This is a genomic window from Streptomyces sp. NPDC049040 (assembly GCF_043197715.1).
Classification (GTDB): domain Bacteria; phylum Actinomycetota; class Actinomycetes; order Streptomycetales; family Streptomycetaceae; genus Actinacidiphila.
In genome coordinates, this window is sequence record NZ_JBICTO010000002.1 from 275,193 (window position 1) to 299,489 (window position 24,297).

The 24,297-nt window shown below is 73.2% G+C and carries 19 protein-coding genes; 7 read left to right on the top strand and 12 right to left on the bottom strand.

The features are described 5' to 3' along the window. Positions 1-2 precede the first annotated feature (2 nt). From ACGFMP_RS06095 to ACGFMP_RS06130, 8 genes are all read right to left on the bottom strand, one after another. Entirely contained in the window at positions 3-1,454 is a 1,452-nt protein-coding gene (locus ACGFMP_RS06095; protein ID WP_393670590.1) for a hypothetical protein, read from the bottom strand. Between the two features lie 236 nt (positions 1,455-1,690). Beyond that, positions 1,691-2,734 carry an N-acetylglucosamine kinase gene (locus ACGFMP_RS06100; RefSeq protein WP_393671339.1) on the bottom strand — a complete coding sequence of 348 codons (1,044 nt, stop codon included), beginning with the start codon at positions 2,732-2,734 and terminating at the stop codon, positions 1,691-1,693. Beyond that, complete coding sequence (locus ACGFMP_RS06105; protein ID WP_393670591.1) at positions 2,731-4,008, bottom strand: 6-phospho-beta-glucosidase; 1,278 nt, start codon at positions 4,006-4,008, stop codon at positions 2,731-2,733. Before ACGFMP_RS06105 ends, ACGFMP_RS06100 begins: the two co-directional genes overlap by 4 nt. Continuing rightward, positions 4,005-4,904, bottom strand: a complete 900-nt coding sequence (locus tag ACGFMP_RS06110) for a carbohydrate ABC transporter permease (protein WP_393670593.1) — start codon at positions 4,902-4,904, stop codon at positions 4,005-4,007. The genes ACGFMP_RS06105 and ACGFMP_RS06110 overlap by 4 nt, the downstream gene beginning before the upstream one ends. Before the next feature lie 3 nt (positions 4,905-4,907). Then, positions 4,908-5,858 (bottom strand): carbohydrate ABC transporter permease, encoded by a 951-nt coding sequence (locus tag ACGFMP_RS06115; protein WP_393670594.1) that lies wholly within the window; start codon positions 5,856-5,858, stop codon positions 4,908-4,910. Next, a complete protein-coding gene (locus ACGFMP_RS06120; RefSeq protein WP_393670596.1) occupies positions 5,858-7,189 on the bottom strand; it encodes an ABC transporter substrate-binding protein in 1,332 nt (443 codons plus the stop codon). Before ACGFMP_RS06120 ends, ACGFMP_RS06115 begins: the two co-directional genes overlap by 1 nt. Positions 7,190-7,284: 95 nt before the next feature. Beyond that, positions 7,285-8,511, bottom strand: a complete 1,227-nt coding sequence (locus tag ACGFMP_RS06125; protein WP_393670598.1) for an ROK family protein — start codon at positions 8,509-8,511, stop codon at positions 7,285-7,287. Positions 8,512-8,677: 166 nt separating this feature from the next. Further along, complete coding sequence (locus tag ACGFMP_RS06130) at positions 8,678-9,721, bottom strand: mechanosensitive ion channel family protein (protein ID WP_393670599.1); 1,044 nt, start codon at positions 9,719-9,721, stop codon at positions 8,678-8,680. A gap of 257 nt (positions 9,722-9,978) precedes the next feature. On the opposite strand from ACGFMP_RS06130, the gene ACGFMP_RS06135 reads away from it, so the two are divergent. The 4 genes from ACGFMP_RS06135 to ACGFMP_RS06150 all read left to right on the top strand — a co-directional run bounded on the left by ACGFMP_RS06135 (position 9,979) and on the right by ACGFMP_RS06150 (position 15,611). Then, positions 9,979-10,515 (top strand): HNH endonuclease, encoded by a 537-nt coding sequence (locus tag ACGFMP_RS06135; RefSeq protein WP_073493871.1) that lies wholly within the window; start codon positions 9,979-9,981, stop codon positions 10,513-10,515. 279 nt (positions 10,516-10,794) lie between these two features. Next, positions 10,795-13,365 carry an aminopeptidase N gene (pepN, locus tag ACGFMP_RS06140; RefSeq protein WP_393671341.1) on the top strand — a complete coding sequence of 857 codons (2,571 nt, stop codon included), beginning with the start codon at positions 10,795-10,797 and terminating at the stop codon, positions 13,363-13,365. A 96-nt stretch (positions 13,366-13,461) separates the two neighbouring features. Then, positions 13,462-14,019: a GNAT family N-acetyltransferase gene (locus ACGFMP_RS06145; protein ID WP_393670600.1), complete on the top strand. Its 558-nt coding sequence runs from the start codon at positions 13,462-13,464 to the stop codon at positions 14,017-14,019. A 164-nt stretch (positions 14,020-14,183) separates the two neighbouring features. Then, positions 14,184-15,611 (top strand): alkaline phosphatase family protein, encoded by a 1,428-nt coding sequence (locus ACGFMP_RS06150; RefSeq protein ID WP_393670601.1) that lies wholly within the window; start codon positions 14,184-14,186, stop codon positions 15,609-15,611. Positions 15,612-15,646: 35 nt separating this feature from the next. Here ACGFMP_RS06150 and ACGFMP_RS06155 read toward each other — a convergent pair whose 3' ends face one another. Next, a complete protein-coding gene (locus tag ACGFMP_RS06155) occupies positions 15,647-17,062 on the bottom strand; it encodes an MFS transporter (RefSeq protein WP_393670603.1) in 1,416 nt (471 codons plus the stop codon). A 104-nt stretch (positions 17,063-17,166) separates the two neighbouring features. On the opposite strand from ACGFMP_RS06155, the gene ACGFMP_RS06160 reads away from it, so the two are divergent. Then, positions 17,167-17,655 carry a MarR family winged helix-turn-helix transcriptional regulator gene (locus ACGFMP_RS06160; protein ID WP_393670605.1) on the top strand — a complete coding sequence of 163 codons (489 nt, stop codon included), beginning with the start codon at positions 17,167-17,169 and terminating at the stop codon, positions 17,653-17,655. 115 nt (positions 17,656-17,770) lie between these two features. On the opposite strand, the gene ACGFMP_RS06165 is transcribed toward ACGFMP_RS06160, so the two are convergent. Further along, the gene (locus ACGFMP_RS06165) at positions 17,771-17,980 is read right to left on the bottom strand and encodes a hypothetical protein (RefSeq protein WP_393671342.1); all 210 of its coding nucleotides are present in this window, start codon (positions 17,978-17,980) and stop codon (positions 17,771-17,773) included. 152 nt (positions 17,981-18,132) lie between these two features. Then, positions 18,133-20,187: a 4-alpha-glucanotransferase gene (gene malQ / locus ACGFMP_RS06170; protein WP_393670606.1), complete on the bottom strand. Its 2,055-nt coding sequence runs from the start codon at positions 20,185-20,187 to the stop codon at positions 18,133-18,135. Positions 20,188-20,350: 163 nt separating this feature from the next. Between malQ and ACGFMP_RS06175 the strand changes: the two genes are divergently transcribed. Then, positions 20,351-21,124 carry an ABC transporter ATP-binding protein gene (locus tag ACGFMP_RS06175; RefSeq protein WP_393670607.1) on the top strand — a complete coding sequence of 258 codons (774 nt, stop codon included), beginning with the start codon at positions 20,351-20,353 and terminating at the stop codon, positions 21,122-21,124. 40 nt (positions 21,125-21,164) lie between these two features. Here ACGFMP_RS06175 and ACGFMP_RS06180 read toward each other — a convergent pair whose 3' ends face one another. Next, the gene (locus tag ACGFMP_RS06180) at positions 21,165-21,419 is read right to left on the bottom strand and encodes a hypothetical protein (RefSeq protein ID WP_393670608.1); all 255 of its coding nucleotides are present in this window, start codon (positions 21,417-21,419) and stop codon (positions 21,165-21,167) included. Between the two features lie 342 nt (positions 21,420-21,761). Here ACGFMP_RS06180 and ACGFMP_RS06185 point away from each other — a divergent pair, with 342 nt between their 5' ends. After that, positions 21,762-24,257 (top strand): ABC transporter permease, encoded by a 2,496-nt coding sequence (locus tag ACGFMP_RS06185; RefSeq protein WP_393670609.1) that lies wholly within the window; start codon positions 21,762-21,764, stop codon positions 24,255-24,257. The last annotated feature ends 40 nt before the right edge of the window (positions 24,258-24,297 follow it).

Genomic DNA, 24,297 nt, shown 5'->3' on the forward strand with positions numbered 1-24,297 from the left:
GCTCACCGGTATTCCGACAGCCGGCGGCCGATGCCCAGCGCCGCCCCGGCCGCGGCCAGCACCGCGAGCAGCGCCGCGCCGTACGGCAGCAGCGACAGGGCGCCGCGGCCGCTGTTCGCGGCGTCCTTGAACTCCTCCTGCTCCTGCGCGACCGCCTTCTGCAGGCTGGCGTCGACGGCGTCGAAGCAGCTGCCGGTCGTCTTGTCCACCGTCTTGCCGTTGCTGTCCTTGCCGCCGATGACCTCGGCGACGGCCGTGGTGTAGTCCCCGGCGTCGTCGCTCTTGCGCTCCGCGGTGTGCCGGGCCCGCCAGGTCTGGACGCTCTTGACGGCGGCGTTGACCGGGTCGGTGCCCGCCGCGTTGTCGGCCAGGGCCAGCGCCTGCGCCAGCTCACCGCCGACCCCCTGGGGGTCCTTGCCCGCGAGTGCGTCCATGCCGTCGGAGAAGTTGTCCTCGTACTCGCCGCCGGAACCGCGGGCCACCAGCGTCAGGTTCTCGTCGCCGCGGGCCTGGAGGACGCTGATCCGGGCGTTGTTGAGCACCTGCATCGAGCGGGCACCGTGGGCGTCGGAGTGTTCGAGCTGGTTGCGCGCCACGGTGTGCCCGGCCAGCAGCCACAGCAGCACCACCGCCGATGCGGCGCTTGCGGCCAGCAGGCCGTGGTTGAACACCCGGTTGGTACGCCGGTAGTGGCGGCGCTGCGCCCACAGCAGGGCGAGGAGCGCGACCGCGCCCAGCGCCCAGGAGACGTAGGGCAGCGCCTTGGCGTGGCTGTAGTCGCTGCCGAGCCGGTCGGTCTCGATCCGGTAGAGCTTGTCCGCCGCTGACAGCAGGCCGCCGTCCTTGCGCATCTGGAGGTTGGCGTACCGCAGGTAGGCGCCGCCGACCGGCAGGCCCTGCCGGTTGTCGGCCTGCGCGGTCGTCACCAGCTCGACGTACTTGGGCAGTTGCCAGTTGAGCGCGGTGATCTGGGCGCGGGCCTGCGGGGACCCCTCGCTGTTGGCCGCGGCGTCGGTGATCAGCTTGGCCGCTGTGGTGATGTCCTTCTCGTAGCGCTCGGAGACGTCCTTGGGCTGCTGGCCGCCGACCAGGAAGCCGCCGGTGACGGTGGCGTCGGCGTCGGCGAGGGAGCGGTAGATCTCCGCGGCGCTGGCGCTGAGCGGCGCGCTGTGCTTGACGACGTTGTCCGCGGCGGTGGAACGGTCGGTGACCTGCCAGGCGGTGACCGCGCCGAACGCCACGACCAGCAGCGCGAGCGAGGCGCCGATGATCCGCAACCGGCCTGGCTCGGTGGTGGCAGCGGCCCGCAGCCGGGCCGCGTACTCCGCCCAGGCACGCCGCCGGCCGGGACCCGGAGCGCCGGGCGGCGGTGAGGGCGCGGCGCCGCGCTGCGCGGGCATCGCCCCGCGCGCGCGAACGTCAGGGACCGCGCTCCCCGTCGGCGTGTGCGTCACATACCCTCCCCCGAGTCCGACTTGCCGCGTCTGCGGAAGCCACGCTGTCAGGGAGCAGTATGGCCGCAGCCGGCTCCATACCTCCAGCGGCCGTGTGATCTTGGCCGGTCACCATCCGCCCCCGACTGGTCACACGCGCCCGGTACGGATTCGGTTCCCGCCGCGGCCGACCCGTTCCGCCGCGCTCCGGTCCGGCAGCCCGCCGCGCCCGGCGGCGCGCGGGCACCGCACCGGGGTCAGCCGTAGTGCGCCCGCAGCGTGGCGTGCGCCTGCGGCGGCGCGCCCAGCCCGTCGAGGCCGAGCAGCGCCGCGCCCAGCACGGGCGGCGCGGTCACCACCTTGGTGCGCGCCTTGGGGGCGCGGGCGGTGAGCAACTCGACCAGGGTGTCCATCAGATACGGGTTGCGCGCGGCCATCACCCCGCCGCCGAGCAGCACGTCGGCCTCCTCGTCGAGCAGGCCGAGGCGGCCGAGCGCCACGACGGCCAGTGCGGTGATCTCCTCGGCCTGCCGGGTCAGGATCGCCCTGGCCACCGGGTCGCCGGCGTCCGAGGTGGCGAACAGCACCGGCGTCAGCTCGTACTTCCGCTCGGCCGGCAGCGTCTCCAGGTGCAGCGCCTCGATCAGCGCGTACATCGACCCGAGGCCGAAGTGGGCGGGCAGGGTGCGGGCCAGGGCGGTGGGCTCGCCGCGGCCGTCCTCGGCCCTTGCGGCGAACCACAGCGCCTCGTCGGCCAGTCCCGAGCCGCCGCCCCAGTCCCCGGAGATCTTGCCGATCGCGGGGAATCTGGCGGTGCGTCCGTCCGGCAGCATGCCCACGCAGTTGATGCCGGCGCCGCACACCACGGCCACTCCGCGCGGCTCGTCGACACCGGCCCGCAGGATCGCGAAGGTGTCGTTGGCGACCCGGGTGGCGGGCGCCCAGCCGCGGGCGTGCACCGCCGCCTCCAGGCGCTCCTCCTCCACGGGCAGGTCCGCGTTGGCCAGGCACGCCGAGGTGTAGGCGGCCAGCGGCCGTCCGCCGTCCCCGTCGCCCTCACGCGGAGCGAGCCCGGCGTCCGCCGCCGCCCGCGCCACGATCTCCGCCACCGTGTCGACGGCGGGGCCGACGCCGACCACCGGCGGCTGGAATCCGCCGCCGCGGGCGGCGCCGAGCACCCGCCCGTCGGCGGCGACCAGGGCCACGTCGGTCTTGCTGTTGCCCGCGTCGATGGCGAGCACGCCGCCGGGGACCAGCGGCGGCTGGGGCCTTCCGGGCCGGGGGCCCTGGGGGATGTTCAGGCCCACGCGAAGTACTCCCGGTTGTGCGCGACGAGACGGTCGGTCAGCTGCTCCGCGAGGTCGTACTGCCCGATCAGCGGGTGGGCGAGCAGCGCGGTGAAGACCCGGTCCCTGCCACCGCGCAGCGCGGCGTCGAGTGCCAGGTCCTCGTAGGCGGTCACGTTCGCGATCAGCCCGGCGTAGAGCGGTTCCACCGGTGGGACCGGCAGCGGTGCCGCACCGTCGCCGTCGACCACGGCGGGCACCTCGATGACGGCGTCGTCCGGCAGGAAGGGCAGGGTGCCGTTGTTGTAGGTGTTGACGACCTGGACGTCGCCGCCGGCGGGCACGTGCGCCGCCCGCAGCAGCGACGAGGCGAGCGCCACCGCCGCCTCCGAGTAGAAGGCGCCGCCGCGCTTGGCCAGCAGTGCCGGCTTCTCGTCGAGCGCCGGGTCGCCGTACATCTCCAGCAGTTCCCGCTCCATCGCGGCGACCTGCGAGGCCCGTGAGGTCCCGGTGCGCAGCTCGCGCACCACCTCGTCGTGCGCGTAGAAGTAGCGCAGGTAGTAGGAGGGGACGACGCCGAGCCGGTCGAGGACCGGGCGCGGCAGGTGCAGGTCGGCGGCGATGCTGTCACCGTGCTCGGCGAGCAGCTTGGGCAGCACGTTCTCGCCGTCGGGGCCGCCGATGCGCACCCCCCGCTCCCAGGTCAGGTGGTTGAGCCCGACGTGGTCGAGGTGCACCTGCTCGGGCGGCACTCCGAGCTTCTCGGCGAAGCGGCGCTGGAAGCCGATGGCGACGTTGCACAGCCCGACGCTCTTGTGCCCGGCCTGGAGCAGCGCCCGGGTGACGATGCCGACCGGGTTGGTGAAGTCGATGATCCAGGCGTCCGGCGCGGCCCGCCTGACCCGTTCGGCGATGTCGAGGACCACCGGCACGGTGCGCATCGCCTTCGCGAGCCCGCCCGCGCCCGTGGTCTCCTGGCCGACGCAGCCGCATTCGAGCGGCCATGTCTCGTCCTGGTTGCGCGCGGCCTGCCCGCCGACGCGCAGTTGGAGCAGGACCGCGTCGGCGTCCGCCACACCGGCCTCCAGGTCGGAGGTGGTGACGATGCGGCCGGGGTGGCCCTGCTTGGCGAAGATCCGCCGGGCGAGGCCGCCGACGAGTTCGAGGCGGTGCGCGTCCGGGTCGATCAGCGCCAGCTCCTCGACGGGCAGGCTGTCGCGCAGCCGTGCGAATCCGTCGATCAGTTCCGGTGTGTACGTGGACCCGCCGCCCACGACTGCCAGTTTCATCCCTTGACTCCCGTCAGGGTCACGCCTTCGATGAAGGCCTTTTGCGCGAAGAAGAAGACCACGATGACCGGTGCCATCACCAGGACGGTCGCCGCCATCGTGAGGTTCCAGTTGGTGTGGTGGGCGCCCTTGAAGGACTCCAGGCCGTAACTCAGTGTCCAGGCAGCCGGGTTGGAACTGGCATAGATCTGCGGGCCGAAGTAGTCGTTCCAGCAGTAGAAGAACTGGAACAGCGCGACCGCGGCGATGGCCGGGCGGATCATCGGGACGATCACGGTGAGCAGGGTGCGCAGTTCACCGCAGCCGTCCACCTTGGCCGCCTCGGTGTACTCCTTGGGGATGGTCAGCAGGAACTGCCGCAGCAGGAAGATGGTGAAGGCGTCGCCGAAGGCCATCGGGATGATCAGCGGCCACAGGGTGCCGTCCATGCCGAGCTGCTTGGTCCAGAACAGGTACATCGGGATGATGATCACCTGGGGCGGCAGCATCATCGTGGAGATGACCAGCACCATGACCAGGTTGCGGCCGCGGAAGCGGAATTTGGCCAGCGCGTAGGCCACCGGCAGCGAGGACACCACGGTCAGCACGGTGCCGGACACCGCGTAGACCAGGGTGTTGCGCCACCAGGTGAGGAAGCCCGGGGTGTCCCACACGGTGCGGAAGTTGGACCACTGCCAGGAGTGCGGCCACAGGTCCCTGGTCAGCGCCTGGTTGTCGCTCATCACCGCGGTGAGGAAGACGAAGACGAAGGGCAGCACGAAGAACGCGGCGGCCGCCAGGCCGAGCGAGTGCACGGCGATCCAGTGCAGCCGTGCCTTGCGGCGGGCGGCGCGCAGGGCGCGGGTGTCGGCCGGCCGGGTGGGAGCCTGCTCCGCGGGGGCGGTCAGAGTCGTCATCGGTCAGTCCTCCGCTGAAAGGAAGCCGTTGCGCCGGCGCATGAGCAGGGCGGTGAAGGCCATGGCCAGGACGAAGAGCACCAGGGCGATGACGCACGCCGAGCCGTAGTCGAAGCGCTGGAAGCCCCGTTCGTAGACCAGTTGCGGCAGGGTCAGGGTCGACTTGTCCGGGTAGCCGGGTTCGAACTGCTGGCCGGAGTTGCCGATGATCCCGGAGGCGACCTTTCCCGCCACCAGCGGCTGCGTGTAGTACTGCATGGTCTGGATGACCCCGGTGACCACCGCGAACATCACGATCGGCGAGATGTTCGGCAGCGTCACGTACCGGAACCGCTGCCAGGCCCCGGCGCCGTCGAGTTCCGCGGCCTCGTACTGGTCCTTGGGCACGTCGAGCAGTGCGGCCATGAAGATGACCATCAGGTCGCCGATGCCCCAGACCGCAAGCACCGTCAGCGCCGGCTTGGACCAGTTCGGGTCGGTGAACCAGCCGGGCGTGGGGATGCCGATGTCGCCCAGGATGTGGTTGACCGGCCCGGTGCCGGGGTTGAGCAGGAAGACGAAGGCCATGGTCGCCGCGACCGGCGGGGCCAGGTAGGGCAGGTAGAAGGCGGTGCGGAAGAGGCCGGCGCCGGTCTTGATCTTGGTGATCAGCAGGCCGACGCCAAGACCGAAGACGACCCGCAGCGTCACCATCACCAGCACCAGCCACAGGGTGTTGCGCAGGGCCGGCCAGAACAGCGGGTAGTCCTTGAAGACGTAGGACCAGTTCCTCGTGCCGGTCCAGGTCGGCGGGTTCACGCCGTTGTAGTGCATGAAGGAGAAGTAGACGGTGGACAGCAGCGGGTAGGCGAAGAAGACGCCGAAGCCGATGATCCAGGGAGACAGGAAGGCGAGGTTGCGCAGTGCCGCCTTGCGGCGTCTGGCCCTCAGCAGGGGGTGGACGGCGGCGCTCATCACTTGGCCTGCGCGATGTCCTTGTCGACCTGCGTGTCGACGCCCTGGAGTCCGGCCTTGAGGTCCTTGGACTTGCCCGACTCGTAGGCGTAGCCGAAGTCCTGCAGCGTCACCTGGTAGGCACCGCCGTTGACGCTCGGCGGGGTGGTGGTGCTGTCGGGGTTCTGCGCGATGTCGAGGAAGGTCTTGAAGGACGGGTCCTGGTCCAGTGCGGGCGACTTGAGCGCGGCCAGCGTCGAGGGCACGTTGTGGATCGCGTTGGCGAAGGAGACGACCGCGTCGGTGTCGGTGGTCATGAACTTCACCAGTTCCCAGGCGGCGTTCTTCTTCGCGCTGGTGTTCGCGATGCCGATGATCGTGCCGGACAGGTAGCCCTTGCCGTAGGTGGCGGCCTGCTCGTCGGGCACCGGGAAGGGCGCCACGGCCAGGTCGTTCATGCCGGCGTCCTTGGCCATGCCCGCCCGCCACTCGCCGTCGATGCCCATGGCGACCTGGCCGGTCTGGAGTGGGTTCTTCGCGCCGAACTCGTCACCGAAGGTCGAGCGGTACTTCTCCAGCTTGCCGAAGCCGCCGAGCGCCTTGACCATGTCCTGCTGCCATTCGAACATCGCGGTGAAGCCCGGGTCCTTGGCGACCTGCGACTTGCCGTCGGCGTCGAAGTACTTCACGCCCCACTGGGCGGCCACGTGCATCGGCGTGGACTCGTAGCCGTGGAAGTCCGGCATGAAGCCGAGCTGGGAGTATGAGTCCCCCGAGGACTTGGTCAGCTTGACCGCGTCCGCCTTGAACTCGCTGAGGGTCTTCGGCGGCGCGGTGATGCCGGCCGCGGCGAATTCCTTCTTGTTGTAGTAGAGCCCGTACGCGTCTCCCAGCAGCGGCAGCGCGCAGCGCTTGCCCTCGAACTGGGTGTACTCCAGCATCGGCTTGGGGAAGGTCGCGGCCGGGTCGACGCCCGACTTCTGCAGGAAAGGCGCCAGGTCGGCGAAGGTGCCGGACGAGCAGAACTGGCCGACGTTGTCCGTGGTGAAGGACGAGACGACGTCGGGGGCCTTGGAACCGCCGGCCCGCAGCGCCTGGTTGATCTTGTCGTCGGTGATGTTGCCCTGCACCTTGACGTGGATGTTGGGGTGGGCCTTCTCGAACCTGGCGACGTTGTCGTTGATCGCCTTGAGCTCGTTGGGGGCCGTCCAGCCGTGCCAGAAGGTGATGGTGACGTCCTTGCTGGCGTCGTCGTCCGCCGAGGTGCTGCTCTGGCCGGTGCACGCGCTCGCGAGCAGGGTGATCGCGGCACTCGCCGCCACGGCGGCTGCTGCCTTGCGTATACGGGACACTGCTCTTTACCTCCGGGTACGAGGGTGGTCGAGGGTGTGCGGTGCCGTCGGGACGGCGGGGGCGCCGTTCCGTCGGGGTGGTGCGGGTGGTGCGGTCAGCGCGAGGTGTCGAACACCTCGTCGCGGGTGGTGGCGAGCGCGCTTTCCAGCGCGCCGCTCAGTACGGGGTGCATCTCCACGGTGCCGAGCACCAGCCGGGGCCTGGGTACGGCCAGTTCGGCCAGCTCAGACTGGATGAGGGCGCGCAGCGGCTCGCCGCCCGCGACGGCGACGTCACCCGCGAGCACGATGAGTTCGGGGTCGAGCACGGCCACCACGGAGGCCAGTCCCACCGCCATGCCGGTGGCGCAGCGGGCCAGCAGCTCCGCGTGCGGCCCCGTGCCGTCCTGCCCGCCTTCGCGGTGGGCGGCCGCGGCCCGGCACAGCACCGCGGCGGCGGCGTCGGCGAGCGGTCCTTCGGGGATGTCCAGGCCCAGCTCCGCGGCGTGCCGCAGGACCGCGTTGCAGCCGGCCAGCTCCTGGAAGCCGCCGTTGTTGGTCCTGGTCACATTGCGGACCAGCGGCGTGCCGGGCACCGGCAGGAAGCCGACCTCGCCGGCGCCGCCGGTCCAGCCGCGGTGCAGCCGGCCGCCGATCATCAGGGCGGCGCCGATGCCCTCCTCGTTCCACAGCAGGACGAAGTCGTCGTGGCCGCGGGCCGCGCCGATCCGCTGCTCGGCGACCGCGGCGAGGTTGACGTCGTTGTCGTATTCGAGCGGCATCGGCAGGGCAGCGGCCAGCTCGTCGAGCAGCGCGGGGGAGTGCCAGCCGGGCAGGTGGCTGGCGTAGCGCAGCCGCCCGGTGCTGGGGTCGAAGGCGCCGGGTGTGCCGATGACGCCGCGGTGCAGGTCGGCGCGGTTGAGGCCGGCGGCCTTCACCGCGCCGTCCAGCGCCTGGACGACCTGCTCGACGGCGCTGCCGGCCCGGTGGTGCGGGGTGGGCAGCCGGAAGGAGCCGACGGTGCGGCCGGTGATGTCGGCGACGGCGGCCCTGATCCGCTCCGTGGTCACGTCGAGGCCCGCGACGTGGGCGGCGGCGGGGTTGACCGAGTAGAGCTGGGCGTTCGGCCCGGGGCGGCCCGCGGTGGTGCCGGTGGCCAGTACCAGGCCGGCCGCCTCCAGGCGTGCCAGCAGCTGCGAGGCGGTGGGCTTGGACAGGCCGGTGAGCTTGCCGATCCGGGTTCTGGAGAGCGTGCCGTGCTCCAGCAGGAGGTCGAGCGCGGCGCGGTCGTTCATGGCGCGCAACACGCGCGGGGTGCCAGGGGTGCCAGCCATGCGCGCCATCCTCCCTCAGTTCACTGTTAGGAAAGTTTCCTATTGGCAACGAAAGGTAGGCCCGCCGTCAGGGGAGCGTCAAGGGGTGCACAAGACCGTGCGGCCAACTCGTTATGTACCCGTGGGGGGCCGTCGGCAGACGGCCCCCCACGGGTGAAATGCGGTGAGCCAGGGCTCAGGGCTCGCCCGCCGCAGGCGGCGGTACGGACGCCGAGCGCTGCGCGGGCGGCGGGCCGTTCTCCTCGGCCCCGTCGGGCACCGGGGCACCCTCGGCGGCCACCGCCGCGGGATCGGTCACCGTGGCACCCGGGGTGCCCGTGATCGCGATGCCCTCCCGGTCGAAGGCCCGCTTGATCCGCCAGCGCAGCTCGCGCGCCACCGGCGCCGCCTGCCCCGGCATCGTCCTGGCCTGCACCTGGAGCACCACGAAGTCCGACCCGACAGAATCGAGCCCGAGCATCTGCACCGGCTCCCACAGGAACTCGTCCCAGGGGTCTTCCTTGCCCATGGCGTCCGCGGTCTCCACGATCACCGCACGCGCACGGTCCATGTCCTCGCCGCTGCCGACCTGGACGTCGACCACGGCGGTGGCCCAGCCCTGGCTCAGGTTGCCGATCCGCTTGACCTCGCCGTTGCGCACGTACCAGATCTCGCCGTTGTCGCCGCGCAGCTTCGTCACCCGCAGGCCCACCTCGACGACCGTGCCGGAGGCCACCCCCGCGTCGATGACGTCACCGACGCCGTACTGGTCCTCGAGGATCATGAACACGCCGGACAGGAAGTCCGTCACCAGGTTGCGGGCGCCGAAGCCGATCGCGACACCGGCGACCCCCGCGCTGGCCAGCAGCGGGGCCAGGTCGATCCGCAGCACCGACAGGATGGTCAGCGCCGCGGTGCCCATGATGACGAACGACGCCACGCTCCTGAGTACCGAGCCGATGGCCTCGCTGCGCTGCTTGCGCCGCTCGGCGTTGACCAGCAGCCCGCCCAGCGCCGTGGCGGCGGCGACCTCCGCGCCCCGGTTCATCCGCTCGATCAGCCGGCTGATGGTGCGCCGCACCACGGTGCGCAGGACGATCGCGATCACCAGGATCAGCACGATCTGGAGGCCGGCGTTCAGCCAGTCGGCCCAGTTGTCGTCCACCCAGCTGCCTGCCTGGGAGGCGGTGTGGGACACGCTGTCGAGGGGGGCGGCGGCGGGGGGCGTCGCGGTGGACACGGGCGGAAACCTCCGGAGTGTACGAAGCCTCCACAGTAACGAAGTACCGATGCTGTTCCGTTGCCCCGTTCGAGGGGCGGAACCTCGCCCGCCGGGGGAGAAAAGGGAAGGGGCGCCTGAAGAAGGAGCAGTCGTGTGGTCCAAAACACTCTCGGTCCGTTACCCGGGCATGGTGGCGCGGCGCCCCGCCTTCCGGAGAGACTGAGACAGATCGTCCCGGCGCGAGCCACGCGCCGCCGGCGTTAAAGGAGGCATCCGTGCCGCATGTCCTGGTCCTGAACGCGTCGTACGAGCCGCTCGGCGTCGTACCGCTCCGCCGCGCGCTCGTCCTCGTGCTCAACAACAAGGCCGTATGCCTAGAGGAATCCGGCGCCTATCTGCACAGCGAGACGCAGGCGCTGCCCGCGCCCAGCGTCGTGAAGCTCACCAAATTCGTCCGTGTGCCTTTTCGCGGCACCGTCCCGCTGACCCGCAGGGCGCTCTTCGCCCGGGACGGCGGCAGGTGCGCCTACTGCGGGGCCGCCGCCACCAGCGTCGACCATGTCATCCCGCGCAGCCGGGGCGGCCAGCACGCCTGGGAGAACGTGGTCGCGGCGTGCAGGCGCTGCAACCACGTCAAGGCCGACCGCCATGTCGCGGAGCTCGGCTGGCGGCTGCGCCATCAACCGGCCCCGCCCTCGGGACTGGCCTGGCGGATCATCGGGACCGGTCATCGGGACCCGCGCTGGCTGCCATATCTGCAACCTTTCGGCGCGGATGACGCCCTGGCCCGGATCGACGGCATATCGGCCTGAGATCCGGGCCTTCGTGCGTCACGGGGCCCCTCGCCCGCACGGGGGCAGGGGCGCCCTGTGACGGAGCATGCCCCTGTGCTGTACAGCGAGTGGTCACGGGCGGCTGCCAGCGCGTCCCGGCACCCGGCGAAGGCGGTCACCGGCCGCATCTCCCGGCACGGAGGGCGGGCGCCTCGCACGGGCGTTCCGGGGGGTGCGCGTTGTCCACAGGGTTTCCGCGAGGGGCGCGGGTGACATGCGAGGATGGGCGTCTCACCTGACGAGAAGGAGTGGGCCACCGTGCCTGGTACGAACCTCACGCGCGAGGAGGCGCAGCAGCGGGCCGCTCTGCTGACTGTGGACGGCTACGAGATCGAGCTCGACCTGAGCGGCGCCCAGCAGGGCGGCACGTTCCGGTCGCGGACCACGGTGCGTTTCGACGTGGCCGGGGACGGTGGGGCGAGCTTCGTCGACCTGGTGGCACCGATGGTGCACGAGGTGGTGCTGAACGGGACGGCGCTCGACCCGGCCGAGGTGTTCAAGGACTCGCGGATCGCGCTGGACCCGCTGCCCGGCGGGCGCAATGAACTGCTGGTGGTGGCGGACTGCGCGTACACCAACACCGGTGAGGGCCTGCACCGGTTCGTGGACCCGGTGGACAAGCAGGCGTATCTCTACACGCAGTTCGAGGTGCCGGACGCGCGCCGGGTGTTCGCGACCTTCGAGCAGCCCGACCTGAAGGGCACCTTCGCCTTCACGGTGAAGGCGCCGCAGGGCTGGACGGTGATCTCCAACTCGCCGACGCCCGAGCCGTCGGCGGAGGGCGTGTGGACCTTCGAACCGACCCCGCGCATCTCGTCGTACATCACGGCGCTCATCGCCGGCCCGTACACCTCGGTGCACGGCAGTTGGGAGGGCGGCGGCCGCAGCGTGCCGCTGGGCGTCTACTGCCGGCCCTCGCTCGCCGAACACCTGGACGCCGAGGCGATCTTCGAGGTCACCCGGCTGGGATTCGACTGGTTCCAGGAGAAGTTCGACTACGCGTATCCGTTCGCGAAGTACGACCAGCTTTTCGTACCGGAGTTCAACGCGGGCGCCATGGAGAATGCCGGCGCGGTGACGATCAGGGACCAGTACGTCTTCCGGTCGAAGGTGACCGACGCGGCCTACGAGGTGCGCGCCGAGACGATCCTGCACGAGCTGGCGCACATGTGGTTCGGCGACCTGGTCACCATGGAGTGGTGGAACGACCTGTGGCTGAACGAGTCGTTCGCCACCTACACCTCGATCGCCTGCCAGGCGCACGCCGAGGGCTCGCGCTGGCCGCACTCGTGGACGACCTTCGCCAACACGATGAAGACCTGGGCCTACCGGCAGGACCAGCTCCCCTCGACCCACCCGATCATGGCGGAGATCAACGACCTGGAGGACGTGCTCGTCAACTTCGACGGGATCACGTACGCCAAGGGCGCGTCGGTCCTCAAGCAGCTGGTCGCGTACGTCGGGATGGACGAGTTCTTCGCGGGCGTGCAGGCCTACTTCAAGCGCCACGCGTGGGGGAACACGCGGCTGGCCGATCTGCTGGGCGCGCTGGAGGAGACCTCGGGCCGCGACCTCAAGGCCTGGTCCAAGGCGTGGCTCGAGACCGCGGGCATCAACGTGCTGCGGCCCGAGATCACCGTGGACGCCGACGGCGCGCTGGCCTCCTTCGCGGTCAGGCAGGAGGCGCCCGCGCTGCCCGCCGGTGCCAAGGGCGAGGCGGTGCTGCGGCCGCACCGGATCGCGGTCGGCCTCTACGACCTGCGGGACGGCGTGCTGGTGCGCACCGACCGGATCGAGCTGGACGTGGACGGAGAGCTCACCGAGGTGCCGTTCGCCGCGGGCACCCGCCGCCCCGACGTGGTCCTGCTCAACGACGACGACCTCTCGTACGCCAAGGTGCGGCTCGACGAGCAGTCCCTCGCCGTGGTCCGCGACCACGTGGGCGACTTCACCGAGTCGCTGCCCCGTGCGCTGATCTGGGCGTCGGCCTGGGACATGACGCGGGACGGCGAGCTGGCCACCCGCGACTACCTCGAGCTGGTGCTGCACGGCATCGGCAAGGAGTCCGACATCGGTGTGGTGCAGTCCCTGCACCGCCAGGTGAAGCTGGCCCTCGACCTCTACGCCGACCCGGCGTGGCGGGAGACCGGTCTCACCCGCTGGACCGCCGCCGCGCAGGAGCAGCTGGCGGCCGCCGCTCCCGGCAGCGACCACCAGCTGGCCTGGGCACGGGCGTTCGCCGCCACCGCCCGCACCCCGGAGCAGCTGGACGTGCTCGCCGGGCTGCTGGACGGCACGGTGACCCACGAAGGACTGGCCGTCGACACGGAGCTGCGCTGGGCCCTGCTCAACCGGCTCGCCGCGACCGGCCGCGCCGACGAGGAGGCGATCGAGGCCGAGCTGGCCCTCGACCCGACGTCGGCCGGCGAGCAGCACGCCGCCGCGGCGCGGGCGGCCCGGCCCACCGAGGCCGCCAAGGCCGGGGTGTGGGCGTCGGTCGTCGAGGGCGACTCGCTGCCCAACGCGATGCAGGAGGCCGTCATCGGCGGCTTCGTGCAGACCGACCAGCGCGAGCTGCTCGCGGGCTACAGCGAGCGCTACTTCGCCGCGATCAAGCAGGTGTGGGCCGACCGGAGCAACGAGATGGGCCAGCAGATCGTCGTCGGCCTCTTCCCGACGCTCCAGGTCTCGCAGGCCACGCTGGACGCCACCGACGCGTGGCTGGCGAGCGAGGAGCCGGTGCCCGCGCTGCGCCGGCTGGTCATCGAGTCCCGCGCGGGTGTCGAGCGCGCGCTGCGGGCCCAGGCCGCGGACGCGGCGGCCGGCTGACCGCCACGGGTCCCGGGCGGCACCGCCCGGGACCCGTACCGTTGCCGGGGGCGGCAGGATGTCGGCTGTGACCGACACCTCGCCGGGGGCGGCAGGATGTCGGCTGTGACCGACACCTTCGTCAGAACCCTGCACACCGCCGACCTGACCCCCGGCCTGCGCGGCGCGATCCGCCGGCTGCTGGACGGCGCCTTCGCGGGCCATGCGGACGGCGACTTCACCGACGCCGACTGGGACCACACCCTCGGCGGCCTGCACACCCTGGTCCTCGAAGGCGACGAGCCGATCGGGCACTCGGCCGTCGTGCAGCGCCGGCTGCTGCACGGCGGCAGGGCGCTGCGCGCCGGTTACGTCGAGGCCGTCGCCGTCCGCGCGGACCGCCGCCGGCGGGGCCACGGCGCCACGGTGATGGCGGCCGCGGAGCGGATCATCCGCGGGAGTTACGACCTGGGCGCGCTCGGCTCCTCGGACGAGGCGACCGGCTTCTACGCGGCCCGCGGCTGGCAGGTCTGGGCAGGTCGCACGAGCGCCCTGACCCCGGGCGGGATCTTGCCGACACCGGACGTCGACGGATGGATCCACGTCCTGCCGGTGGCCGCGATCGACCTCGGCGGCGAGCTGACCTGCGATTGGCGGGACGGCGACGTGTGGTGAAGCGCGGGTTCCGGCCCCTGATCGGTGAAGATCACATGAGCGTGGGCGGCCGCTTCCCGCATGTCGGCCACGTCTCCATCAGGCACCCCGATGCTCGCAGAGGTTCCAGGAAGAGTCTCGGGGGTCCATGACAAGGACCACACCGAGGCTCAAGGAGGACCACCATGGGCGATCTGACGCGCCGCAGACTCCTCGGATCGGCGGCCGGCGCCGTGGGCGGCGCCGCGGCGCTGACCCTGCTGCCCCCCAGCGTGCAGGCCGCCGTCGCGGCCGGGCCGCCGCGCGGCGGCTCGCTCCGCGACATCGAGCACGTCGTCCTGCTGATGCAGGAGAACCGGTCGTTCGACCATTACTTCGGCACCCTGTCGGGTGTCCGCGGCTTCAGCGACCCGCAGGCCAGGACGCTGTCCACCGGACGCTCGGTCTTCCACCAGCCCGACGCGGCCAACCCCGACGGCTACACGCTGCCCTTCCACCTGGACACCAAGACCACCAGCGCCCAGGCCATCCCGTCCACCAGCCACGCCTACGCCGTGCAGCACCAGGCGTGGAACAACGGCGAGATGGACCAGTGGCTGCCCGCCCACCGCAAGGCCGACGGCGCCAACGGCCCCTACGTGATGGGCTACTACACCCGCGAGGACATCCCCTTCCAGTTCGCCCTCGCCGAGACCTTCACCATCTGCGACAACTACTTCTGCTCGGTGATGGGCCCGACCTGGCCGAACCGGCTGTACTGGATGACCGGCACGGTCGACCCCGGCGGCACCAGGGGCGGCCCCGTGATCTCCAACTCCGCGCCCGTGCCCTACACCTGGACCACCTACGCCGAGCGCCTCCAGGCAGCCGGCGTCGACTGGCGGGTCTACCAGCAGCCCGACAACTACGGCACCAACATGCTCGCGTGGTTCCAGCGGTTCAAGGACGCCAAGCCGGGCGACCCGCTCTACGACCGCGGCATGGCCACCCAGCCCGAGGGCACCTTCGAGGACGACGCCCGCAACGACCGGCTGCCCGCCGTCTCCTGGATCCTGCCGACCAGTCACCAGTCCGAGCACCCCGCCTACCTGCCCGCCGCAGGGGCGGACTTCGTGGCCTCCAAGCTCGAAGCCATCGCCTCCAACCCCGAGGTGTGGGCCAAGACCGCCTTCATCCTCAACTACGACGAGAACGACGGGCTGTTCGACCACGTCGTGCCGCCGACCCCGAAGCCCGGCACCCCCGACGAGTTCGTGCTGGACCTGCCCATCGGCGGTGGCTTCCGGGTCCCGGCGATCGTCGTGTCGCCGTGGACGGTGGGCGGCTGGGTCGCGGGTGAGGCGTTCGACCACACCTCGGTGCTCCGGTTCCTCGAACGCTTCACCGGCGTCGAGGAGCCCAACATCAGCCAGTGGCGCCGCCGTACCTTCGGCGACCTGACCTCGGCCTTCCGCTTCGAGGACGAGCGGCTGCGGCCGCCGCGGCTGCCCGACGACACAGCCGAGCAGCTGGCCGCGGCGAAGCAGGAGGTCGCGACCCTGCCGAAGCCGGCGCTGCCGGGGGCGGACCAGCCCTTCCCGCAGCAGGAGCGCGGTCACCGGCCGCATACCTAGGCTCCGGCCCCCGAGCGCCCGGATCCGGTCCGTCCTCAGCCGCGCCCGGCGGTGTGCGGCACCCGCGCCCGCACCCGCGCGGGTGCGGGCGCCGGCCGCGCGCCGGTGGGTGCGGGGCCGCTTTGGGTGCGGGATCGGGGCGCGAGGCTGACCGCCTCGGCCGGCAGCACGCGCTCCAGCCTGACCAGCAGCGCGGCGGCGCTCAGCGAGGTGCCGACCAGCAGCAGCCAGGGCAGCCGCGCGTCGGCGGCGGTGAGCGTCGTGAACAGCGAGGGTGCCAGGATCGAGGCCAGCGACCAGGACAGCTGGTAGGCGGCCATGTAACGCCCGCGCAGCGCTTCGGGGGCGGCCGCGACGGCCAGCGAACCGGCCGCCGGATTGTGCACGGTCTCGGCCACCGTGTAGAGGGTGACCAGCGCGAGCAGCAGGCCGGCCGCCGCCCAACCGGCGTGCGGGCGTACGGTCGCGAGCAGGGCGAGTCCGGCGAAGGCGGCCGCGAAGAGCAACGCGCCGAGCGCCGCCGCCCGGGTGCGGCGGGCCCCGCCCCTGCGGGTCAGCCGGGCGATGTGGACCCCGCCGACCGCGCACAGCACCGTGTTGACGGTGAAGGCGGCGCCGGTGAGCGACTGGGCGCCGTGCAGCGACCCGGCGATGAAGAGCGGGAAGAGCACCGCCAGGGCCGAATAGCCGAGCGCGGTCAGGAAGTTGGCGCCGGTCAGGGCGAGGAAGGGCCGGTCGGCGAAGACCACACGGTAGCCGGCGCCCTTCTGCCTCGCCTGCCGGGCGGCCGGCGGCTCTTCCTGCTTCGTCGCCGGTCGCACCGCGGGGCGGGCCGGTGCGTGCACCCGCCGCATCAGCAGCCACGCGACCCCGAAACTGGCCGCGTTCAGATACGCCGCGGCGATGAAGCCGCGGTCGCCCGCGAGGGTGACCACCAGCGAGGCGAGCAGTGCGCCCGCGCCGAGCCCGCCGTTGCGCAGCGCGCGGGCGGCGGCCTGGAGCCGGTCCCGGTCGGCGCCGGTCGCGACCTCGCCGATCCACGACTGCTGCACGGCGGGGAAGGCGCGGTCCCCGAACGCGGTACCGAGGGCGACCGTGGCGAAGGCGGGCAGCGAGGCGGCCAGCGGGTACAGCGCGAAGCCGGCGCCGCGCACCCCGTACAGGACGAGCTGCACCCGCCGGGCGCCGTAGCGGTCGACCGCCGCGCCGGCGAGCGGCAGCGCCGCCATGCCGACCAGCCCGACGGCGGTGAGGACCGCGCCGACCACGGCGAAGGACAGGCCGGTGATGTGGTGGAAGAAGACCAGGCTGAAGGGGACGTACATCCCGGAGCCGACCGCGTCCACGGCCATCGCGCCGAGCATGGCCCGCTCGCCCGGCAGCCGGGGAGCAGCGGTGGTGGACGCCCCTGCGGCGGCAGCGGCGGCGGTACGTGGACGTGACGGCAGCATGTCGGTCTCCCGCGAGTAGGTCAGCGCTAACTAGCTTAGCGCTAAGCAACTTAACGTCAAGCAAGTTTCTTGCGACCGAGCGGCCTGCTGCCGATACTGGGGGGATGGAAGCCGACGCCGTGGACGCCATCACGGAGCAGTGGGCCGCGGAGCGGCCGGAACTCGACACCCTCGCCATGGCCGTCTTCGGCCGCGTCTACCGCGTCGCGCGGGCGATGGGGGACCGGATGGAGGCCGAATACCTGCGGTACGGCATCGGGCGGGGCGAATTCGACGTGCTCGGCACGCTGCGGAGGGCCGGGGCGCCCTACACGCTGTCGCCGCGCGAGCTGTCCGCGACGCTGATGCTCACCACGGGGGGGATGACCGGGCGGCTCGACAAGCTGGAGCGCGCCGGGCTGCTGGTACGCGCGCCCGACCCGCACGACCGGCGCGGTCTGCGGGTGTCGCTCACCGAGCGGGGGATCGCCGTCGTCGACGAGGCGCTGAGCGCCGGGCTCGCCGTCCAGCAGTCCGCGCTGTCCGTACTCGACAGGCAGGAGGCGGAGGTCCTCGCCGGGTTGCTGCGGCGGCTGCTGGCCGCCTCGCAGTGAGCGGGCGCAGAGCCGCCGCGGCGGAAGGCGGCGGCCGTCACCGGCACGCCTGACCATGACGCGTGGTCAGGCGTGCACGCGCCACGGGGGGTGTTGCGGGGAGCGGGGAGCCGCCTCAGCCCTGCTTGCGGGTCTTGTCGGTAGCCATGACCAGGCCCGCGATGATGCCGAACAGCACCAGCGGGATGGCGACGAAGAGGCCCAGGGTCTGGATGACGCTCAGACCCGAACCCGGGTCGTCGCCGTCGTCGCGCGTGTTCGCGAACGCAGGGGACGACAGCAGCAGCATCACGGTGGTGGCCGCGGTGACGACGCCGGCGCGCATGACCTTCTTGTTGAGCTTCTTGTCCACGTGACAAATGTAGTGACCGGCATCGGAGCCCGCGCGCCCGGGGGTGCTTTAGGGCGTGTCCGCACGTCCCGTCCGGCCGATCCGTCCGGCAGATCCGTCCGGCCGATCCCTCCGGCGGATCCTGCCTAGGGTTCGCCGCCGGGGGTCAGGGCGCGGCGGACCTCGTCGGCGAGGGCGTGCAGGCGGGAGGAGGCGGCGAGCTGTTCGAGGGCGAGCGGATTGCCGTCCGGGTCGGCCACCGGCAGCCGCCAGTTGGGGTACTGGTCCCACGTGCCTGGGAGGTTCTGCGGGCGGCGGTCGCCCACCGCGTCGGGGAGCCACACGCCGACCATCCGGGCGGGGGTGGCGGCCAGGAAGCGGTGGACCGCCCTGACCACCGCCTCCTCGTCGGCCGCGCCCTCGGGCAGCAGCCCGAGCCGGCCGAGCAGGGCGATCCACTCGGCGACCTCGCTCGCGTCCTCGGCCTCCTCCTGCTCCAGCGGGCGGGTGAGCAGGCCGAGCCGGTGCCGCAGCCCCACGTGTTCGCCGGTGAGCCGGGCGGCGGTGCTCGGCAGGTCGTGGGTCGTCGCGGTGGCCAGGCACGCCTCGCGCCAGGCGGTCGGCGGCAGCGGTCGCCGGTCGGCGTGCTCGCCCTCGTAGTTGCGCTCGAACCACAGCACGGAGGTGCCCAGGACACCGCGGTCTGCCAGCTGCTGCCTGACCCCGGGCTCGACCGTGCCCAGGTCCTCGCCGATCACGACGGCGCCGGCCTCGTACGCCTCGAGGGCCAGCAGCCCGAGCAACGCCTCCGCGTCATAGCGCACATACGTGCCCTCGGTGGGCGGGCGGCCCTCGGGCACCCACCACAGCCGGAACAGGCCCATCACATGGTCGATCCGCAGGCCGCCCGCGTGCCGCAGCATCCGGGCGATCAGGTCGCGGTAGGGCGCGTAACCGGTGGCGGCCAGGGCGTCGGGGCGCCACGGCGGCAGGCCCCAGTCCTGACCGCGGGCGTTGAAGGCGTCCGGGGGCGCCCCGGTCGACATGCCCCTGGCCAGCACGTCCTGCATCGACCAGGCGTCCGATCCGGCCGGGTGCACGCCGACCGCGAGGTCGTGCACCACGCCGACCGGCATCCCGGCGTCGCGCGCGGCCCGCTGGGCGGCGGCCAGCTGGCTGTCCGTCAGCCAGCTGAGCCAGCAGTGGAAGTCGACCCGGTCCAGGTGCCGGCTGCGCAGCCTGGCCACCTGCGGGGAGCGCGGGTCGCGCAGCCCCGCGGGCCACTTCTGCCAGTCGGGGCCGTGGATCTCCGCGAGCGCGGACCAGGTGGCGTGGTCGTCGAGCGCCTGGCCCTGCGCTGCCAGGAAGTCGGCATAGGCCGCGCGCCGGCCGGGGCTCAACGGCACCTCGCGCAGCAGCGCCAGCGCCTGGGCCTTGAGCTCCCAGACCGCGTCCCGGTCGATGAGCATGTCCTTGAGCAGCACGTTGTCCCGCAGCGCCGCGGCCTTGACCAGCAGCCGCTCGGCCTGCTCGCGGGCTTCCCGCGGCAGGTACGCGTATTCGGGGACCTCCTCGATCCGCAGGTAGACCGGGTCGGGGAAGCGCCGGGAGGAGGGGCGGTAGGGGGACGGGTCGGTGGGGTGTCCGGGCACCGCCGCGTGCAGCGGGTTGATCTGGACGAAACCGGCGCCCAGCGCCCGGCCCGACCAGGCCGCGAGGTCCGCCAGGTCGCCGAGGTCGCCCATGCCCCAGGAGCGCCGGGACAGCGTCGAGTACAGCTGCGCCATGAAGCCGAACACCCGGTCCTGCGGTCCGGCGATCCGCTCGGGTGCCACCACCAGGTCGCCCCTGGCGGCCCGGCCGTCCGGGGCGACCGCCCGCAGGCCGTAGCGCCCGGGGGTGTCGGGCACGCCGGGCAGCCGCTCACCCGCCGCTGTCTCGACGGTGACCTCGGTGCCCTCGGGCAGGCCGGTCAGCCGCCGGCCCGCGCGCAGCACGGTGCAGGGCGCCAGCAGCCGGTTGGCGGTGCGCAGTTCGTAGGCGGCCAGCGCGTCCTTCACCGCGCGGTGCGTGGACGCGTCCACACCGAGGGCGGCGAGGACGGCCACCACCGTCTCCTCGCCGACCTCGACCTCCTGCCCGGGCCCCGGGCGGTACGTCACATCCACGCCGTACAGCGCCGCCAGCCGTGCCCGGTCCATCGAGCCTCCGTCTTCTCCCGGTCTCTTCCGGTCGATCCCAGAGCCCTACCCCTTCCGGGGTGTGCCACACCCGTGGCAGCCGGTGACGGTGGGGTTCTCCCCACCCTCGGGAGGCGGGCGGACGCCATGGTTCACCCGGTCGGCACTCCGTAGCGTCGTGGACATGGCGACAACCGGCACCTCTGCTGTGGAGCTCCGCTCCCTGACCCGCACCTACGGCCGCGGGGAAGCGGCCGTCCGCGCGTTGCGCGGCATCGATCTCGTCCTGCCCCGCGGCAGCTTCACGGCCGTGATGGGCCCGTCGGGCTCGGGCAAGAGCACCTTCCTGCAGTGCGCGGCGGGTCTGGACCGGCCCAGCGGCGGCGAGGTGCTGCTCGGCGGCGAACCCATCACCGGCCTGAACGAGAACCGGCTGACCAAGCTGCGGCGCAGCCGGATCGGCTTCGTCTTCCAGGCCTTCAACCTGCTGCCCTCGCTCACCGTCCAGCAGAACGTGCTGCTCCCGCTGCGGCTCGCGGGCGCGCGCCCCGACCGCAGGCGCGCGCAGGCACTGCTCGCCGAGGTGGGCCTCGAAGGCCACGGGCGCCGCCGGCCCGCGCAGCTGTCCGGCGGCCAGCAGCAGCGGGTCGCCATCGCCCGGGCACTGATCACCAGGCCCGAGGTGATCTTCGCCGACGAGCCGACCGGCGCGCTCGACACCGGCACCGCCCGCGACGTACTCGGCCTGCTGCGGCGGGCCGTCGACACCATGGGCGCCACCGTGGTGATGGTGACCCACGACCCGGTCGCCGCCTCCCGCGCCGACCGGGTCCTCTTCCTGGCCGACGGGCTGCTGGCCGGCGAACTCCGCGCCCCCACCCCGACCGCCGTGGCCGACCGCATGGTCGCCCTGACCGCCCGCGGCGCGGGCGACACCCCCCTGGGAGCAGCGGCATGACCCCGGCCGCCCGCCCCGCGACCCCCGCCCCCCGCGCCGGTCAGGACCCACCCACTCCGACGTACGCGCCCATGGCCGCGCCTGCCTGTCCGCCCGCGCCGACGGCGGTGCGTGCGCTCGCGGCCGGGCCCCTGCCCGCGCCGGGGTGCTCGCCCGTCCAGGTGCCCGCGCCTGCGTGTCCGCCCGCGCCCGCGCCGGTGCGTACGCTCGCGGCCGGGCCCCTGCCCGCGCCGGGGTGCTCGCCCGTGCCCGTGTACGTGCCCGTGCCCGCGTCGGCCTGTCCGCCGGCGCCCACGGCGATGCGTGCGCTTGCAGCCGGGTCCGTGCCGGCACAGGCGGGTCCGCCCGCGCCCACGTCGGTGCGTGCGCTTGCGGCCGGGCCCCTGCCGGCGCAAGCGGGTCCGGACGCGCCCGTGGCCGCGTCGGCGGGTCCGCCGGCATCCACGCCGGCACCCGCATCGGGGTGCGGGCCCGCGCCCGCGGCGGCGTGTTCGCCGGTGCTGATGCCCGACGACCCCGCCGGCCCGCGCGTCCGCGCTGCCCGCCCGGGTGCGGGGCGCGGCGGCGCACCGGTCCCCGACGGCCGCCTCGCACCGCGGGCCGGGGCTGCCGCCGTCCCCCCGGGAGGGGTTGCCGCGTGAACGGCCTCGCCCGCGCGTCCGTGCGCTTCCGGCCCGCGTCCTTCGCCGGGACCTTCGTGGCGCTGCTGTTCGCCGCCGCGATCGTCATGGCGTGCGGCACGCTGCTGCAGACCGGGCTGACCGCCCACGTGGCACCGGTGCGCTACGCCCATGTGCCCGTGGTGGTGGCCCCGGACCCCGACGCGGAGATCACCGTCGGACACGGCGACGACGCCGACACCGAGGGGGAACCCCTCACCGACACCCCGCGGCTGCCCGCCGCCCTCGCCACGCGTATCGCCGCGGAGCCGGGCGTGGCCGCCGCCGTGCCCGATGTCGCCTTCCCGGTGCTGGGGGACCGGATGCCCGCGCTGACCGGGCGCAACTGGGACGCGCGGGCCATCGACGGCGCCGCGGTCGTCCAGGGGCACGCGCCCGCCGCAGGCGAGGTGGTCCTCGACCCGGCCGCCGCGCAGGCCGCGCACACCGGCATCGGACGCAGCGTCACCCTGACCGCGCCCGGCGGCACCGCCGCCTACCGGGTCGCGGGCCTGACCGCCACCGCTGGCGGCACGGGCACCGCCTACTTCGCCGAGTCCGCCGCACCCCGCCTCTCCGGTCACCCGGGACTCGCCGACGCCATCGCCGTCCTGCCCCGTCCCGGCGTCGGCACCGAGGCGGTCGCGGACCAGGCGCGGCACGCGGTCGGCGACGCGGCGAAGGTCCGCACGGGGGAGGGCCGCGGCGCCGCGGAACAGCCGCGGCTGGCCGGTGCCAAGGAGATGCTGATCGCCATCGGCGGCTCCTTCGGCGGCATCGCGGCCGCCACCGCGATCTTCGTGGTGATGGGCACCGTGGCGCTCGCCATCGGCCAGCGCGGCCGCGAGATCGCGCTGCTGCGCGCCGTCGGCGCGACTCCGCGGCAGATCCGCCGCACCATCGCCACCGAGGCGCTGACGGTGGCGCCGGTCGCCGGGCTCACCGGGATCCTGCCCGGTGTCGCGCTGGCCCGCTGGTGGCTCGGGCAGCTCGTGCACAGGGACGCCGTCCCGCACGGGGTGACCCTGGCGGTCGGCTGGATCCCGATGGTCGCCGCGATCGGCGCCGGGATGCTCGCCGCCCTGGCCGCGGGCCTGCTGGCTGCAAGGCGGCCCTCGAAGGCCAGGCCGAGCCAGGCGCTGGGCGAGGCGGCGGTGGAGCGGCGCAGGCCCGGGATCGTCCGTACGGTGCTGGGTGTCGTGGCCGTCGCGGGCGGCGCCGTCCTGGCCGCGGTCGCCGCGCACGTCACGGGTGACGCCGCCGCGTCCATCGCCCTGGGCGTCGTCTTCTGCTTCATGGTCGGCGTCGCCTTCCTCGGTCCCGTGGTCGCCTGGCTCGCCGCCGCGCTGCTCGGGCTGCCGCTGCGGGCCGGCGGCGCGGCCGGTGCGCTCGCGGCGGCCAACACCCGTGCCAACGCCCGCAGGCTGGCCTCCGCGATCACCCCGATCGTGCTGGTCACCGCCTTCGCAGGGACGCTGCTGTGCATGCAGAGCTCGATACAGCACGAGTCGTCCCGGCAGATCAGGGAGGGTGTCGTCGCCGACCAGGTGATCGGCTCCGACGCGGCGGGGCTGCCGGCCGGCACGGTGTCGGCCGCCGCCCGGGTCAAGGGAGTGGCCGGTGCGGTGGGGGTGCTGCGCAGCGGCGCCCTCTTCCGTGCCGCCGGGTCGCTGAACTCCACCAGCGTGCTCGGCGTCGACGGCGACCCGGCCGATCTGCCCGGCGTCCTCGCGCTCGGGGTCCGCACCGGCTCGCTCGCCGACCTCACGGGCGACGGCCGCACGGTCGCCGTCGACACGCTGCTCGCGGGTACGGCCGAGGTCGGTGTCGGCGACCGGATCTCGCTGTGGCTCGGCGACGGCGGCACGCTGCGGCCGAGGGTCGTGGCGGTGTACGGCCGCGGGCTGGGGCTCGGTTCCCTGCTGCTGCCGCGGGCCGTGGTGGCGCCGCACGCGGCGAGCGCCTTCGACACGGAGGTGCTGGTGCACGACAGGGCCGGGGCCGACGCGGGCGCCGTCGGGCGCGATCTCGGCCGGCTCGGCGTCCCGGGGTTGCGGGTCACCGACCGGGCCGGCTACCGGGCGGAGGCCGACAGGGACCTCGAACTCAACGCCTGGGCCAACCGGGTGATGGCCGCGGTCCTCGGCGGGTTCGCGGCGGTCGCCGCGGTCAACACGCTGGTCATGACGGTGCTGGACCGCCGGCGCGAGGTCGCGCTGCTGAGGCTCACGGGGGCGACCAGGCGGCAGGTGCTGGGGATGCTGCGCGGGGAGGCGGTTCTGGTGGCCGTGGCCGGTCTTGCGATCGGGGCGGGGATCGCGTGGATCACGCTGGTGCCCATCGCGCGCGGTCTCACGGGGGCCGCTCCCTATGTGCCCCCGGCGACCGCGGCCCTGCTCGCGGGCGGCGCGCTCGTCCTCACACTGGCCGCGACGGCCCTCCCGGCACGGGCGATCCTGCGCCGCCGTTCGTGAAGGCAAGGAGAAGGCCGGGGGTACGGGCGGTGGCCCGTAC